The sequence below is a fragment of the Bradyrhizobium sp. BLXBL-03 genome (assembly GCF_051853015.1).
In the GTDB taxonomy this organism is placed as follows: domain Bacteria; phylum Pseudomonadota; class Alphaproteobacteria; order Rhizobiales; family Xanthobacteraceae; genus Bradyrhizobium; species Bradyrhizobium manausense.
Genome location: NZ_CP182470.1, coordinates 8,199,836 through 8,216,180 on the forward strand (window position 1 = coordinate 8,199,836; position 16,345 = coordinate 8,216,180).

13 protein-coding genes are annotated in these 16,345 nt (G+C 62.7%); 4 read left to right on the forward strand and 9 right to left on the reverse strand.

Features of this window, described 5'->3' with window-relative positions; all coding sequences use genetic code 11:
* Positions 1-174: 174 nt before the first annotated feature.
* The 4 genes from urtD to urtA all read right to left on the reverse strand — a co-directional run bounded on the left by urtD (position 175) and on the right by urtA (position 4,417).
* Entirely contained in the window at positions 175-930 is a 756-nt protein-coding gene (urtD, locus tag ACNJX9_RS38635) for an urea ABC transporter ATP-binding protein UrtD (protein ID WP_439407312.1), read from the reverse strand.
* Positions 931-940: 10 nt separating this feature from the next.
* Positions 941-2,083 (reverse strand): urea ABC transporter permease subunit UrtC, encoded by a 1,143-nt coding sequence (gene urtC, locus ACNJX9_RS38640; protein ID WP_439407313.1) that lies wholly within the window; start codon positions 2,081-2,083, stop codon positions 941-943.
* Between the two features lie 18 nt (positions 2,084-2,101).
* A complete protein-coding gene (gene urtB, locus ACNJX9_RS38645) occupies positions 2,102-3,028 on the reverse strand; it encodes an urea ABC transporter permease subunit UrtB (RefSeq protein ID WP_057749914.1) in 927 nt (308 codons plus the stop codon).
* Between the two features lie 129 nt (positions 3,029-3,157).
* Positions 3,158-4,417: an urea ABC transporter substrate-binding protein gene (urtA, locus tag ACNJX9_RS38650; protein WP_057749917.1), complete on the reverse strand. Its 1,260-nt coding sequence runs from the start codon at positions 4,415-4,417 to the stop codon at positions 3,158-3,160.
* 171 nt (positions 4,418-4,588) lie between these two features.
* Between urtA and ACNJX9_RS38655 the strand changes: the two genes are divergently transcribed.
* Positions 4,589-7,960 carry a hybrid sensor histidine kinase/response regulator gene (locus tag ACNJX9_RS38655; RefSeq protein ID WP_439407314.1) on the forward strand — a complete coding sequence of 1,124 codons (3,372 nt, stop codon included), beginning with the start codon at positions 4,589-4,591 and terminating at the stop codon, positions 7,958-7,960.
* Positions 7,944-8,870, forward strand: coding sequence for a response regulator (locus ACNJX9_RS38660; protein WP_439407315.1), 927 nt, complete (start codon positions 7,944-7,946; stop codon positions 8,868-8,870). The genes ACNJX9_RS38655 and ACNJX9_RS38660 overlap by 17 nt, the downstream gene beginning before the upstream one ends.
* Before the next feature lie 217 nt (positions 8,871-9,087).
* Here ACNJX9_RS38660 and ACNJX9_RS38665 read toward each other — a convergent pair whose 3' ends face one another.
* The gene (locus tag ACNJX9_RS38665) at positions 9,088-10,590 is read right to left on the reverse strand and encodes a flavin-containing monooxygenase (RefSeq protein WP_439407316.1); all 1,503 of its coding nucleotides are present in this window, start codon (positions 10,588-10,590) and stop codon (positions 9,088-9,090) included.
* 122 nt (positions 10,591-10,712) lie between these two features.
* Complete coding sequence (locus ACNJX9_RS38670; protein WP_439407317.1) at positions 10,713-11,471, reverse strand: S1 family peptidase; 759 nt, start codon at positions 11,469-11,471, stop codon at positions 10,713-10,715.
* A gap of 85 nt (positions 11,472-11,556) precedes the next feature.
* On the opposite strand from ACNJX9_RS38670, the gene ACNJX9_RS38675 reads away from it, so the two are divergent.
* Positions 11,557-12,192, forward strand: coding sequence for an HAD-IA family hydrolase (locus ACNJX9_RS38675; RefSeq protein WP_439407318.1), 636 nt, complete (start codon positions 11,557-11,559; stop codon positions 12,190-12,192).
* A gap of 120 nt (positions 12,193-12,312) precedes the next feature.
* Here the strand turns inward: ACNJX9_RS38675 and mtnA are convergent, their stop codons facing one another.
* The 3 genes from mtnA to ACNJX9_RS38690 all read right to left on the reverse strand — a co-directional run bounded on the left by mtnA (position 12,313) and on the right by ACNJX9_RS38690 (position 14,736).
* The gene (mtnA, locus tag ACNJX9_RS38680; protein ID WP_439407319.1) at positions 12,313-13,422 is read right to left on the reverse strand and encodes an S-methyl-5-thioribose-1-phosphate isomerase; all 1,110 of its coding nucleotides are present in this window, start codon (positions 13,420-13,422) and stop codon (positions 12,313-12,315) included.
* A 30-nt stretch (positions 13,423-13,452) separates the two neighbouring features.
* On the reverse strand, positions 13,453-14,328 hold the full coding sequence (locus ACNJX9_RS38685) for an S-methyl-5'-thioadenosine phosphorylase (RefSeq protein ID WP_057749943.1): 876 nt from the start codon (positions 14,326-14,328) through the stop codon (positions 13,453-13,455).
* Between the two features lie 135 nt (positions 14,329-14,463).
* Entirely contained in the window at positions 14,464-14,736 is a 273-nt protein-coding gene (locus tag ACNJX9_RS38690; RefSeq protein ID WP_057749945.1) for a phosphopantetheine-binding protein, read from the reverse strand.
* Between the two features lie 360 nt (positions 14,737-15,096).
* Between ACNJX9_RS38690 and ACNJX9_RS38695 the strand changes: the two genes are divergently transcribed.
* On the forward strand, positions 15,097-16,314 hold the full coding sequence (locus tag ACNJX9_RS38695) for an acyl-CoA dehydrogenase family protein (protein WP_439407320.1): 1,218 nt from the start codon (positions 15,097-15,099) through the stop codon (positions 16,312-16,314).
* The last annotated feature ends 31 nt before the right edge of the window (positions 16,315-16,345 follow it).

Sequence of the window (16,345 nt, forward strand, 5' to 3'; positions counted from 1 at the left end):
GGTGTTCCTTCATCTCTCCCCACCGGGGAGAGGTCGCTTCGAAGGCGCGGGTGAGGGGGTGCAGGTCCCTCGAGAGAGCGGAACCCCTCACCCGAATTGCTGCGCAATTCAACCTCTCCCTACGGGAGAGGTGAACCGTCATTGCCGCAACAGACTCGACCAACTTCATCATCGTCAGTGCCCCAAATACACTTCGATGACCTTGGGATCGTTCTGCACTTTCTCCATGGTCCCCTCGGAGAGGATCTGGCCCTGGTGCAGCACGGTGACCTTGTGCGCGATGTCCTCGACGAACTTCATGTCGTGTTCGATCACCAGAACCGAACGGTTCTTGATGATGCGGTTGAGCAGCTCGGCGGTCTTGCCACGCTCGGACACGCTCATGCCGGCGACGGGCTCGTCCAGCATCAAGAGGTCCGGATCCTGAATCAGCAGCATGCCGATCTCGAGCCATTGCTTCTGACCGTGGCTGAGCAGGTCGGCGCTCATGTTCAGCTTGTCCTTCAGGAAGATCATCTCGGCGACCTCGTGGACGCGATCGCGCACGGCGGCATCGCGGGTGAAGGTCAGCGCGCCGAACACCGAGCGTCCACGCGGATAGGAGATCTCCAGATTCTCGAACACGGTGAGATCGTCGTAGATCGACGGGTTCTGGAATTTGCGCCCGACACCGGCCTTGACGATCTCGTTCTCCTTCATCCGCGTCAGCTCCTTGCCGCGGAACTGGATCGAGCCTGAGGTCGCTTTGGTCTTGCCGCAGATCAGGTCGAGCACGGTGGTCTTGCCGGCCCCGTTCGGGCCGATGATGACGCGGATCTCGTTTTCGTCGACATAGAAGGAGAGATCGTTGACTGCCTTGAAGCCGTCGAACGACACGGTGAGAGCTTCAACCGCCAGAAGGAATTCCTTGGGCTGGTGTCCTATGAGCATGATGATCTCCTCACTCTGCCGGGGCGCCGTCGGCGACCGAGCCGTCGGTCCAGCCTTCGGGCTTGGGTTTGCGCGAAGCGATCAAGCGCTCGATGCGTGGCTGCACGTAGTCGCCCCAGATCCCGGCAAGACCGTTCGGGAATGCGAGCACCACGGCAATGAACAGACCGCCGAGACCGAACAGCCACAATTCGGGGAAGGTTTCCGACAGGCTGGTCTTGGCGAAGTTCACCAGCAGCGTGCCGTAGATCGCACCCAGGATCGACAGCCGGCCGCCGACCGCGGTGTAGATCACCATTTCGATCGAGGGCACGATGCCGACGAAGGACGGCGACATGAAGCCGACATTGAGCGCGAACATGGCGCCGCCGACAGCGGCGAACACAGCGGCGATGCAGAAGGCGAAGATCTTGAAATTGGCGACGCTGTAGCCGGAGAACCTGACCCGGTCCTCCTTTTCGCGCATCGCGACCAGAATGCGCCCGAGCTTGGAGTGCCGGACGAACTGCGCGATCAAGATGCAGACGAACAGGCAGCCGACCTCGAAGAAGTACAGCGCGATCTTGGCGTGATCGGGCCGGATGTCCCATCCTTTCAGGGTGCGCAAATCGGTCATGCCGTTGATGCCGCCGGTGTAGCCCTGCTGGCCCACGATCAGGATGGTGAGGATGGCCGCAACCGCCTGGGTGATGATGGCGAAGTAGGTGCCGCCGACGCGGCGCTTGAACATCGCGGTGCCGATGATCAATGCGAAGATGCCGGGCACCAGGACAATGGCCGCGACGGTGAAGGTGAGGCTGTGGAACGGCTTCCAGAAGAACGGCAGCGCGGTCAGCTGATTCCAGTCCATGAAATCAGGGATACCCGGCGTCGACTGGATCTTGGTGTTCTCGACACTCGAGGCTTCGAGCTTGAGGAACATCGCCATGCAGTAGCCGCCGAGCCCGAAGAACACGCCCTGGCCGAGGCTCAAGATGCCGCCATAGCCCCAGCAGATGACAAGGCCCAGCGCAACGAAGGCGTAGGTCAGGTACTTTGCGACCAGGTTGAGCCTGAAGACATCGAGCGTGAGCGGCAACACCGCGACCAGGAACACCGCGAGCACCAGAATTCCGATCAACTCTGATCGATTGAAGAACCTGTTGTCGGTCATTGCATCAGCCTCACATTCTCACTTGCGGACCTTGAGGGCGAACAGCCCCTGCGGCCGCAGCATCAGGATTCCGACAACGGCGAGTAGCGTCAGCACCTTGGCCATCGAGCCCGACATGAAGAACTCGAGGGTCGATTGCGTCTGCGAGATCGAGAAGGCCGAGGCGATGGTGCCGAGCAGGCTGGCGGCGCCGCCGAACACGACGACAAGGAATGTGTCGACGATGTAGAGCTGCCCCGAGGTCGGCCCGGTCGACCCGATCATGGTGAAGGCGCTACCGGCGACGCCCGCGATGCCGCAGCCGAGGCCGAAGGTGTAGCGGTCGACCTTCTCGGTGTTGATGCCGACGGCGCCAGCCATGATGCGGTTCTGCACCACCGCGCGGACCTGGCGGCCCCAGCGCGATTTGAACATGACATAGGCGACCACGATGGTGATCAGCACCGTCAGGCACATGACGAAGACACCGTTGATGGGGACTTCGATGCTGCTGGTCACTTGCAGAGAGCCGAGCATCCATTGCGGCAGCTCGACGCCGACCTCGCGCGCGCCGAAAACGGAGCGATAGGCCTGCTGCAACATCAGGCTGAGCCCCCAGGTCGCCAGCAGCGTGTCGAGCGGACGCTTGTAGAGGTGACGTATCAGCACCCATTCTACCAGCATTCCCAGCGCGCCTGAGGCGAGGAAGGCGAGGATCATGGCGAGGAAGAAGTAGCCGCCGAACAGACCAGGCATGTAGGCCTGGAACAGATTGGAGGTCATCCAGGTGACGTAGGCCCCGAGGATCATGAACTCGCCATGGGCCATGTTGATGACGCCCATCTGGCCGAAGATGATCGCAAGCCCGAGCGCCATCAGCACGTAGACCGAGAACAGGATCAGTCCTGCAAAGCCCTGCATGACGAAGATGGAGCCAAGGTCACCAAGCGAGTAGTCGCCGAACATCAATGTCCTCCGTCAGGGAATAGGGTCCCGCGTCGCGCGCAAATGCGCGACGCGGGGTCTTGGGCATGGACTTGCAATCCACGCCAGGGAGAGGCTTGAGCTTGAGGGGGTTGCGGGAGAGGCCGCGACTTATTGGTAACCCTTCGGGAACGGATCCGGCTCGACGAGATCGGCGGTCTCGTAGATCAGCTCGAACTGGCCATCGAGCTTGGCGCGGCCCACGCGGGTCTTCGACCAGAGGTGATGATTCTCGTGGATGCGGACATAACCTTCCGGCGCGCCCTTGAACTCGACGCCGGGCGAAGCCGCAGCGATCTTGTCGACGTCGAAGGAGCCGGCCTTCTCGACCGTCAACTTCCACAGCCACGGGCCGAGATAGGCAGCCTGGGTGACGTCTCCGATCACGGTCTTTTCGCCCCACATCTTCTTGAACGCCGGCACGAAGGCCTTGTTGTTGGGATTGTCGAGCGACTGGAAGTACTTCATGCAGGCATAGGCGCCCGCGATGTTCTCGCCGCCGATGCCGTCGATTTCGTCCTCGGTGACCGAGATGGTGAGCAGCGGCTGCTTGGCGAGATCGATGCCGGCAGCCTTGAGCTGCTTGTAGAAGGCGACATTGGAGCCGCCGACGACGTCGGTGAAGATCACGTCGGGCTTGGTCAGCTTGATCTTGTTGATGACCGAGTTGAACTGGGTGTTGCCGAGCGGGTAGTACTCCTCGCCGACGACCTTGCCCTTCAGCACGTTCTCGACGTGCTTGCGCGCGATCTTGTTGGAGGTGCGCGGCCAGATGTAGTCGGAGCCGATGAAAAAGAAGGTTTTCGCGCCCTTTTCCTTGGCGATCCAGTTGAGGCCGGCGAGGATCTGCTGGGTCGCTTCCTGGCCGGTGTAGATCACGTTCTTGGACTGCTCGAGGCCTTCATAGAAGGTCGGGTAGTAGAGCATGCCGTTGTACTGCTCGACGACCGGCAGCACCGCCTTGCGCGAGGCCGAGGTCCAGCAACCCATGATCGCCGCAACCTTATCGTTCACGAGCAGCTTCTTCGCCTTCTCGGCGAAGGTCGGCCAGTCGCTGGCGCCGTCTTCCTGGATGAACTTGATCTTGCGTCCGAGCACGCCGCCGGCGGCGTTGATCTGCTCGATGGCGAGTTTTTCGGCCTCAATCGAACCGGTCTCGGAGATCGCCATGGTGCCAGTCGCCGAATGCAGGATGCCAACCGTCACCTCGGTGTCGGTGACCGCGAGACCGGTGGTGTTGACCGCCGAGGTCGCCGGGGTCTGCGCAAACGACGTCCGCGGCAGCATCGTGATGGCAGGGACGGCCGCCATTCCCATCAATAGTTTGCGCCGAAGCGGCGACAACAAGCCCTTGTTGGTTTCGTCTGACATGAGCACCCCACTGTTTGTTCGAGGACACGCGATTGGTGTCGTGAGGATGGCTCGAATTTGTGCACCGCAAGCATACGCAAGATCGCGTATACTGCACCGCAAAATACCGACGTAGGCTTTTGGTACGGGATTTGCGAGGGCTCCGGGTCCGCATCGGGAGTGGGGTAAAGCGTGGCAGGGCGGCAGCGAATAGACCGCGTCAGGCGCCAGTACAACCAATGGGTCGCCAACCAGACGCTGGAAGACTACGCGCTGCGCTTCACCGCCAAGAGCGCGCGACGCTGGTCCGCCGCCCGCGTCGCCAACACCGCGATCGGCGCGATCTCCTTCCTGGTGCTGGAGGCGATCGGCGGCACCATCACCCTCAACTACGGCGTGACCAACGCTGCATCCGCAATTCTCGTCGTCTCCGCCATCATCTTCTGCTGCGGGGTTCCGATTGCCTACTATGCCGCCAAATGCGGCATCGACATTGACCTCCTCACCCGCGGCGCCGGCTTCGGCTATATCGGCTCGACCGTCACATCGCTGATCTACGCCTCCTTCACTTTCATCTTTTTTGCGATTGAAGCGGTGATCCTGGCAACCGCGCTGGAGATGTGCCTCGGGATTCCCCGCCCGATCGGCTACCTCATCAGCGCGATCGCGATCATTCCGCTGGTGACCTACGGCATCACGCTGATCAGCCGCTTCCAGCTCTGGACGCAGCCGCTCTGGGTCGTGCTGCACATCCTGCCCTTTGCCGCGATCGCGTGGGCCAACCCGCACTCTTTCACGGAATGGCACAAATTCGCCGGCGAGCACGGCGATCTCGGCGGCCATTTCGATCTGTTGCTGTTCGGCGTCGCATCCTCCGTCGTATTCTCGCTGGTGGCGCAGATCGGCGAGCAGGTCGACTTCCTGCGATTTCTGCCGCGCGACCGTCGCACCTCCAAGGCGTCGTGGTGGATCGCGCTGATGAGCGCGGGGCCGGGCTGGATCGTGCTCGGTGCGCTGAAGCTGCTGGCGGGGTCGTTCCTCGCCTTTTTTGCGCTCAGCCACGGCGTGCCGCCCGAGGAAGCCGCCGAGCCCGCGCACATGTATCTGGTGGCGTTTCGCTACGTGCTGTCGGATCCGGATCTTTCACTGGCGCTGACCGGCTTCTTCGTGGTGTTGTCGCAGATCAAGATCAACGTCACCAACGCCTATGCCGGCTCGATCGCCTGGTCGAACTTCTTCTCGCGCCTGACGCACAGCCACCCCGGACGCGTGGTGTGGCTGGTGTTCAACGTGATTGTCGCGCTGCTGTTGATGGAGATCGGCGTCTACAAGGCGCTGGAGCAGACGCTCGCGCTCTATTCCAACGTCGCGATCGCCTGGGTCGGCGCGCTGGTGTCCGACCTCGTCATCAACAAGCCGCTCGGCCTCCGTCCGCCGCAGATGGAGTTCAAGCGGGCGCATCTCTACGACATCAATCCGGTCGGCGTCGGCGCGATGACTCTCGCGATCATCGTTTCCATCGCGGCGTTCTACGGCCTGTTCGGCCCGACCATGAAGGCACTCGCGGCCTTCGTTGCGCTGACGGTGGCTTTCGTCACCGCGCCGATCATCGCCTGGCTCACGGACGGAAAATTCTACATCGCCCGCAAGCCGAAGCGGAGCTGGGCCAATATCGAGGCGATCCAGTGCTGTATCTGCGAGCACAGCTTTGAGCCGGAGGATACCACCTCCTGCCCCGCCTATGCCGGCCCGATCTGCTCGCTATGCTGTTCGCTCGATGCGCGCTGCCACGATCTCTGCAAGCCGCATGGGCGCGCGCAGGTGCAGTTCTCCGAGGCGCTCGGCAAGATCCTGCCGCAGCCGATCTATCAGCGCATCAACTCGCAATTCGGGCACTATATCGGTGTCTTCGTCGTCTCCGCAGGCCTCGTCGCGCTGGTGCTCGGGCTGATCTATCTGCAGACCTCGGCCAGCGTGCATGGCGAGAACGCGCTGGTCTCCAACGTGCTGTGGAAGGTGTTCTTCTCGCTCAGCATCATCATCGGCGTGGTCGCCTGGCTGTTCGTGCTGGCGCAGCAGAGCCGCCGCGCCGCGGAGGCCGAGACGCGGCGGCAGACCGCGCTGCTGATCCAGGAAATCGACGCGCACAAGCGCACAGACGCCGAGCTGCAGCGCGCCAAGGAGGTCGCCGAATCCGCCAACCTCGCCAAGAGCCGCTACGTGGTGGGGCTGAGCCACGAGCTGCGCTCGCCGCTGAACGCGATCAGCGGCTATGCGCAGCTGCTGGAGCAGGATGCGTCGCTCAATACAAAGCCGCGCGATCAGGTCCGCGTCGTCCGTCGCAGCGCTGACCACCTCTCCGGCCTGATCGATGGCATTCTGGATATTTCCAAGATCGAGGCTGGCAGGCTCTATCTCTCCCGCGACGAAGTCCGCCTGAGCGAATTCCTCGATCAGCTCGTCGGCATGTTTCGCCTCCAGGCCGGCGCCAAGGGCATCGACTTCGTGTTCCGGCGTCCGGCTACACTGCCGACAGTGGTCTATGCCGACGAGAAGCGGCTGCGCCAGGTGCTGATCAACCTCCTCTCCAACGCCATCAAGTTCACCCAGACCGGCAGCGTGCAGTTCGTGGTCCATTACCGCAGCCCGGTTGCCGAGTTCGAGGTGATCGACACCGGGCCCGGCATCCAGAGCGACGATCTTGAACGCATCTTTGCACCGTTCGAGCGCGGCGCGCTCGGAGTCTCGCAGCCGCAGACGGGCACAGGGCTGGGGCTCACCATCAGCCGGTTGCTCGCCGGCGTGATGGGCGGCGACATCAAGGTCACCAGCACCGTCGGCCGCGGCAGCACCTTCAAGGTGAAGATGCTGCTGTCGGAGGTCACCAATCCCAGGCGCACCGCGCCGGTGGAGGCGCCAATCTCGGGCTATCACGGCGCGCGCAAGACCATCCTCATCACTGACGACGACCCTGTTCATCGCGATCTCCTGCGCGAGGTGCTGACGCCGCTCGGCTTCATCCTGCTGAGCGCCGGCGACGGTCCCGGCTGCCTTGCGCTGGCGAAACATTGCCGGCCTGATCTGTTCCTGCTCGACATCTCGATGCCGGCCATGGACGGCTGGACCGTCGCGGAACAGCTGCGCGCCGACGGTCATCACCAGGCCCGTATCCTGATGGTGTCGGCGAGCGCGCTGGAGGCGCACGGCGCGCCGCTGGCACAGCCGTTCCACGACGGCTATCTGATGAAGCCGATCGACATTCCCCGATTGCTGGAAACCATTCGACAGCTGCTCAAGATCGAATGGCAGTACGGCTCCGACGAGACGGCCGTGCCGTTGTGGCGGCCGGAGAGCGGCTCGCGCCCCCCGGTCAGACACATCGAGGCGCTGATCGGGCTCGGCCAGATCGGCTACGTCAAAGCCATCCAGCTCAAGCTGGACGAGATCGGCAGCGAACACCCTGAACATGCCGACTTCGTCGCGGAAATGCGATCGCTGGTCGATCGCTTCGACCTCGACCAATACATGAGAACATTGAAAAACCTGCATGCTTATGAGCATTGAGCCGAAAAAGCGCGACGTCGCGCTCGTTGTCGACGACTCGCCGGAGACGCTGAGGCTGCTGACCGACGCGCTCGACGGCGCCGGGATGACAGTGATGGTCGCGCTCGACGGCGCCAGCGCGATGCGCATCGTCGACCAGATCACGCCCGACATCGTGCTGCTCGATGCCGTGATGCCGGGCATGGATGGATTCGAGACCTGCCGGCGACTCAAGCGCGACACGGACCTTGCCAATGTGCCCGTGATCTTCATGACCGGCCTCGCCGAAACCGAGCATATTGTGCGCGGACTGGAAGCCGGCGGGGTCGACTACGTCACAAAACCGATCGTGATCGAGGAGATGCTGGCGCGCATCCGCGTCCATCTCGGCAATGCGCGGCTGACGCAGAGCGCGCGCGCCGCGCTCGACGTCTCCGGCCGCTTCCTGTTCGCAGTCAACCGTCAGGGCCACATCCTCTGGGCAACGCCGCAGGCCCAGAAGCTTCTCGCCGATCACCATGGCATGCAGACGGACGACTTCGTCCTGCCGCCGTCGCTGCTGCAATGGCTGGAGCAGGCGAAAGGCAAGGGCAGTGCGAAGTCGCAGACCGCTTCGCTGCCCGACAATCCGCAGCTCCGCTTCTACTACATGGGCGAAACCGCGCCGAACGAGTTTCTGCTGCGGTTGTCGAAAGAGGCCGGTACCGCGCTGCCGCCGGAATTCACCAGCGAGCTCGGCCTCACCACACGCGAGGGCGAGGTACTGGCCTGGCTCAGCAAGGGCAAGACCAACCGCGACATCGCGCAGATTTTGGGCCTCAGCCCGCGCACGGTCGACAAGCATCTGGAGCAGATCTACGCGAAACTCGGCGTGGAGAACCGGACGGCGGCGGCAGCAATCGCGGCGAATGCGACAAGGAGGAATTCGTAAGCCTATCAGGACTGAGTTGGAACGCTAGCGCCTAACAACCGGTGTCGTCCCGGCGAAGGCCGGGACCCATACCGCGTGATCGCTCGGCTTTTGAAAGCTAGTCGTACCGGACAACGAGCCTTCGCAAAACTATTCCCTGGGGTTATGGGTCCCGGCCTTCGCCGGGACGAGGGTGGAGTGCGGAGCGGACGCTCTCGCCAGACACATCAAGCCCCCCTCACCCATACACAAACGCCTTGTCATCCAGATCCGTCTTCGGGATTTCGTCCTTCTCGGTCCAGTAATCCTGGCTGTGCTGCCATTCCGGCTTGTCGCCACGCTTGGGCAGCAGGTTCATGTTGCGCATGATGTAGCCGGGATTGAAGTTTTCCGGATCGATCCAGGGCAGGATCGGCATGTTGTGATCTTCGGGCCGCAATTTGACCTCGACCTTCTTCGCCCCCTTCGCCTTCATGTGACCGAGCAGGCGGCAAACAAAATCGGCGACCAGATCGACGCGCAAGGTCCAGCTCGCGCGGAAATAGCCGAACACCCAGACCATGTTCGGCACGCCCGTGAACATCATGCCACGATAGGTGACGGTGTCGCCGAAAGCGAGCGGCTTGCCGTCGATCTCGAAGGCGATGTCGCCGAGCGCCGAAAGATTGAAACCGGTCGCGGTGACGATGACATCGGCCTCCAGCAACTTGCCGGACTTGAGCTGGATACCGTTCTCGACGAAGCATTCGATCTCGTCGGTGACGACCGAAGCCTTGCCGCTGGCGATGCCCTTGAACAAATCGGCATCGGGCACGAAAGCGATGCGCTGCCGCCACGGCCGGTAGCTCGGCGTGAAATGCGTCTCGACGTCGTAATCAGGACCGAGCACCGCGCTGATCTGGCCGATCAGCTCCTTCTTCACCTGCTCGGGCTTGGCCAGACAGAGCTTCGTGAATGCGTCTTGCTCGAACAGGATCTTGCGCCGGACAATCTCGTGGATCCAGGCTTCATCGACCTGAAGCCGGCGCAATTCCTCGGCGATCTCGATGGCGTTGCGCCCGAGGCGGAAATAGGTTGGCGAGCGCTGCAGCATGGTGACATGCGCGCAGTCGTCCGCGATGTTCGGCACCAACGTCGCAGCAGTCGCCCCCGAGCCGATCACCACGACCCTCTTGTCCTTGAGGTCGATGTCGTCAGGCCAGGTCTGCGGATGGACGATGCGCCCCTTGAAGCGGTCCATGCCCTTCCATTCCGGCGTGTAGCCTTCGGAATGGCGATAGTAACCCTGACACATCCAGAGGAAGTTTGCGGTGAAGGTCCTTGCCTCGTCGGTATCCGTCGTCACCGCCTCGATGGTCCAGAGATTCCGCTCGCTCGACCAGCTCGCCGACATGATCTTGTGCTTGTAGCGAATGTGGCGAGCGATATCGTTGTCGTCGATCACCTCTTTCATATAGGCGAGGATCTCCTCGGCGGTGGCGATCGGCGGCCCGACCCAAGGCTTGAAGCTGTAGCCGAAGGTATGGAGATCGCTGTCCGAGCGAATGCCGGGATAACGATGCGTGGTCCAGGTACCGCCGAACGTCGCCTGCGTCTCCAGGATGACGTAGCTGGTGCCCGGCAGCTGCTTTTCGATGTGATAGGCACTGCCGATGCCGGAGATGCCGGCGCCGACGATCAGCACGTCGAAATGTTCTGAGGCCTGTTGAGTGGCGGCGTGACTGCGAACGGCGACATTCATTTTTGCTTCTATGCCTTGTCATTTTCAGGCCGCCATTGCTTGGCGACGCGTTTCCTCCGCGACGGGCATGGTTGCCAACCGCGCTTCCCTTGCAAAATGACATAGATCAAGTCGCGATCAAACTACAACGCCGCGCCCCAGCTCCGCGCCGTCTGCAGGATCCAGTCGCGATAGAGCGTCAGCGGCGTGACACCGGTCAATCCGCCGCAGCCCGCGGCATTATTCGGCCCTGTCGACCAGCTGATGACCCCGACAAGCACCGCGCCACCAGGCTTGTCCTCAAACACGGGACCACCGGAATCGCCGGTGCAAGCGCCGATTCCGTCGCGAACACCGTTGGTTACCGGATCGACCAGACGGATCTGGAACGTGCCGGGCTGGCCGGTAACAACGAGGCCCGCAACGCGAATCGTGCCGCCACTCTTGCCGTCGCCGCGCACGGTGACGCCGATCCCGGCGATGGTGAAGCGACTGCCGACCTGGACTGGAATAGTTGGCGCTCCGACCGACACCGTCGATTTTCCCTTGAGTGGAATTTCCAGTTGCAGCAATGCCACGTCGGCCGTGGCGCGATGCGCCAGCATTGCCTGCATGTTGAAGGCCGGATGGATCGCGACGGTGCGCGCGTTCAGCAGTTGCGGCTGACCGTCCGCGCCTCGCTCGACGATCTTGTAGTCTGCGCCCGGCTGCACGCAGTGCGCGACCGTGAGCACAAGCATCGGAGCGATCAAGGTGCCGGTACAGAAATTGCCGCGCGAGCCGACGATGGTGACAACCGCGCGCGCAACGCCTTCCGTCTGCGGCGTGCCGCCGCCGACGATGGCATGACCGGGCGTCGTAACCAGCAGCGCGGCTATGGCGAATATGGCAAGCTTCTTCATGGAACAGGTTCGGGCATCGGCAGGACTGGTCCCTGCCGATAGCGCATGCTAGCCCTCTTGGAAAGCAATTGACGAGGGCAGGACATTGGCGATCGAGGCGGTGATCTTTGATTTTGGCGGCGTGTTGACGAGCTCGCCGTTCGAGGCGTTTTCGCGGTTCGAGACCGAGCGTGGCCTGCCCGTCGACATTATCAGGCGTACCAACGCGGCCAACCATTTGGAAAATGCCTGGGCCAAATTTGAGCGCGCCGAGGTCGACATCGAGACATTCGACAAATTGTTCGCGGCGGAATCACTGGCGCTCGGCGCCGAAGTGCGCGGCCGCGACGTGCTGCCGCTGCTCCAGGGCGATCTCCGCCCCGAGATGGTCAAGGCGCTGAAGCGCATCAAGGCCGCGTTCAAGACCGGCTGCATCACCAACAACCTTCCGGCCAACGCCATCGGCAGCATGACCGGGCGCTCGCTCTATGTCGCCGAGGTGATGGTGTTGTTCGACCACGTCATCGAATCCGCCAAGATCGGCCTGCGCAAACCGGACCCGCGCATCTACCAGTTGATGGTCGAAACGCTGCAGGTCGATCCGAGGAAATGCGTCTATCTCGACGACCTCGGGGTCAATTTGAAGCCCGCGCGCGAGATGGGCATGACCACGATCAAGGTGACGAGCGGGGCGCAGGCGATCGCGGAGCTCGAGGCGGCGACGGGGTTGAAGCTGGGATAGTCTATCATCCTCGTCATTGCGAGCGCAGCGAAGCAATCCAAGGTCTTTCCGCGGAGGGATTCTGGATTGCTTCGCTGCGCTCGCAATGACGGGTGTGGCGAGACATCGCTTGAATATAGCCTACTCTGCCGCGGCAGCGACGCGCTCGGGGAACGCAGCCGCGAGCGAAGCACGATCAGGTTTCAGCACGCCGCGCTCGGTGATGAGGCCCGTCACGAGGCGCGCTGGGGTCACATCAAAGGCGTAATTCGCAACAGGCGAACCTTCCGGCACGATGCGCACGGTCTCGAGCCGGCCATCGGCCGTGCGGCCGGTCATGTCCGTAACCTCGGCTCCGCTGCGCTGCTCGATCGGGATATCCCTGATGCCGTCATTCACTGCGAAATCGATCGTCGGCGACGGTAGCGCGACATAGAACGGCACGTTGTTGTCGTGCGCTGCGAGCGCCTTCAGATAGGTACCGATCTTGTTGCAGACGTCGCCATTGGCGGCGACGCGATCGGTGCCGACGATGGCGAGATCGACCATGCCGTGCTGCATCAGATGGCCGCCGGTGTTGTCGGGGATCACGGTGTGCGGCACGCCGTGATGGCCGAGCTCCCACGCGGTGAGCGAGGCGCCCTGGTTGCGCGGACGGGTCTCATCGACCCAGACATGGATCTTGATGCCGCGCTCATGCGCGAGATAGATCGGTGCGGTTGCCGTGCCCCAATCGACAGTCGCGAGCCAGCCGGCGTTGCAATGGGTCAGCACGTTGACGGTCTCGCCCGGCTTCTTCCTGGTCACGCTCGCCTCGATCAGCTTCAGCCCGTTGCCGGCGATGCCGCGGTTGATCTCGACATCCTGTTCGACGATCTCGTCAGCGCGCGCATAGGCCGCTTCCGCCCGTTCGACCGGATCGATCGGCGCGAGCGTCGCGCGCATCTCATCGAGCGCCCATTTCAGATTGATCGCGGTCGGCCGCGCCACGACCAGCGTATCGTAGGCGCGCTTCAGTCCGGCGTCGGAGGCGTCCTCGCGCATCGCCAGCGCCATGCCGTAGGCGGCGGTGGCGCCGATCAGCGGCGCGCCGCGCACCAGCATGTCGCGGATCGCGACCGCCGCGTCCTCGCATGAGGTCAACCGCGCAACGACGAACTCATGAGGTAGTCGGCGCTGATCGATCGCACCGACCGACCAGCCGTCGCGCTCGCGCCAGATGCTGCGGAAATGCTTGCCGTCGACCTTCATGGCGTACTGCCTTTTCGTTCTTGTTGCGTCTCAACCGCGCAGGATGCGTCCGGCCACCGCATCGAGCTTCTTCAACAGCTCTGGGTCGCGCGCCTCGGGCGCGGTGATCAGCGCGGTGTCGAGCGCCCGGTCCGATCCGATCGGGCACGGCTCATGCTCGCGCGGGAAATCCCTGGCCAGCCTTGCCACGAGTGACTTTGCCTTGTCGGCGTTCGAGGTCAGCACGCGGATGATGTCCTGCACGGTGACGGCGTCGTGATCGGGATGCCAGCAATCGAAATCCGTTACCATCGCCACGGTCGCGTAGCAAATCTCCGCCTCACGCGCGAGCTTGGCCTCGGGCATGTTGGTCATGCCGATCACGGAATAGCCCAGCGTCTTGTAGGTCATGCTCTCCGCATAGGTGGAGAATTGCGGGCCCTCCATGCAGACATAAGTGCCGCCGCGCGCGATCGCGATACCCTCGGCCTCGGCCGCTGCGGCGAGATGAATGCGCAGCCGCGGCGAGACCGGATGCGCCATCGAGACATGCGCAACACAACCCTTGCCGAAGAACGAGCTCTCGCGCTTGTGGGTACGGTCGACGAACTGGTCGACCAGAACGAAGGTGCCGGGCGGCATCTCGTCCTTGAAGGAACCGCAGGCCGAAAGCGAGATCAGATCGGTGACACCGGCGCGCTTCAGCACGTCGATATTGGCGCGGTAGTTGATGTCGGAGGGCGACAGCCGATGACCTTTGTCGTGGCGCGGCAGGAATACGATCGGCAGGCCCGCGATGGTGCCGCGCCGCACCGGGGCCGACGGCTCGCCCCAGGGGCTTTTGATCACCTCTTCGCGTGCGCCCTCCAGACCCGGCAAATCGTAGATGCCGGAGCCGCCGATGATGCCCAATACCGCCTGTGTCATGCCTACTCACCCCTGTCCGCCGCGTGCGACATGGTTAAGCTATGCCAGTTTTGCGGCGAATTTGGAACGGGGGTGTGGGGGCGGAGCGTGACAAGCCTAGGCGCTTGCCACACGTTCAGCGTCATCCCGGCGAAGCTAAGCCGCCGCCGCCAACTTCAGCTGCGTCGCGACCATGCGTTCCAGCGTCTCGACCGACTGGAAATTCTCCGGCGTGATCTCCGTCTGCGGAATGGTGAAGTCGAACTCGGCTTCGACACCCAGCATCAAATTGACCATGTCCATCGAGGTCAGGCCGGCATCGACGAGCTTCGTCGACGGCGTGACGTCAGCGCTGAGCGAGTTCTGCTCGAGGATGCCCTTCACCAGCTTGATGATGCGGTGACGCATGTCGGTGTCGAAGGCCTGCATGGTTAAATTTCCCGTCTGTCCACAATCGATCGAACCCGTCGCCCGGTACGATGGGCGCGACGGGTCGATCTCACAATGGGCGCGACCAATACTTCGCGTTTCTTAGTAAACGATGACTCAGATTGTCGGGAATTTGGGCTTCTTCCAGAACCCTAACGCGATCGCGGAAATCCGGGGGATGCGAAAAACCGGCCTTTAACTGTTCGTTCCGAATTGCGGTCCGTTTACCCTGTATTTCATCGACGAATTTGAATTAAATCCGTAGCCTCGTCTCACAAGCAAAGATGGTCGGAGGATCTCTTTCAGCGACATCGCGAATGATGCCGGCGATCCCGAACGACAAAGCGGAGGCGGACGAGTATGAACGTGCGTGAAGCAGTCCAGACTTTCGACGAAACGCGGCCGAGCCTTTTCGAGCATGGCCCTTCCCTGATCGAGCGCGCAGCGCGCACCGCCAGCGTGGCTGCGGCCGAGGCCGACGGCGTCGACCGAGACGCCAGCTTCCCGCACAAGGCATTCGATACCGCGCGTGAGCAAAAACTGCTCGGCGTCATGATCCCGGTCGAGTTCGGCGGCTTCGGCGCCTCAATCCATGACGTCACCGACATCTGCTACACGCTCGGGCGCGCCTGCGCCTCGACCGCGATGATCTACGCGATGCATCAGACCAAGGTCGCCTGCGTCATCAGGCATGGCCATGGTATCCCCTGGATGGAAACCATGATGCGCCGGGTCGCCCGCGACCAATGGCTGCTCGCCTCTTCCACCACCGAAGGCCAGAACGGCGGCAACATTCGCGCCAGTGCGGCCGCGGTCGATCACGCCGGCGATACTGTCTCGCTGGTGCGCGACGCCACCGTGATCTCCTACGGCGCACAGGCCGACGGCCTCGTCACCATCGCCCGCCGGGCCACCGATGCGGCTGCTTCCGACCAGGTGCTGCTGGCACTCGCCAAGGATGACTATTCGCTGAAGCAGACGCAGGGCTGGGAAACGCTGGGCATGCGCGGCACCTGCTCGACCGGCTTCGAGCTCAAGGTCGACTGTCCTGCCGATCGCGTCTTCCCGGAAGCCTATGACAAGATCCACGCCCAGACCATGACGCCGTTTGCACATCTGTGTTGGTCATCGACCTGGGCCGGCATTGCAGCTGCCTCGGTGACGCGCGCGCAGGCTTTCGTCCGCAAGGCCGCCCGCTCTTCCGGTGGCCAGATGCCGCCGGCTGCCGCGCACTTCACCGCCGCAAAGATGTCGCTGGCCAAGCTGCGTGCTTTGATCGCTGCCAATCTCGATGCTTTTGCCCGCGCCGAGCATGACGAGCGCGCGCTCGGCTCGCTCGACTTCCAGTCCTCGATCACGCTGCTGAAGGTGCAGGCCTCCGAGCTCGCGGTCGAGACCGTGATGCATGCGATGCGTACCGCAGGCCTCGCCGGCTACCGCAACGACGGCGTGTTTACCATGGGCCGCCACCTGCGCGACGTCCTGTCGTCACCCATCATGATCAACAACGACCGTATCCTGGCCAATGCCGCCACCTCGACGCTGATGAGCGGCGTGCCGGCGAGCCTTCGTGACTAATTCAACAAGAACAAATTTGAGATAACAGGAC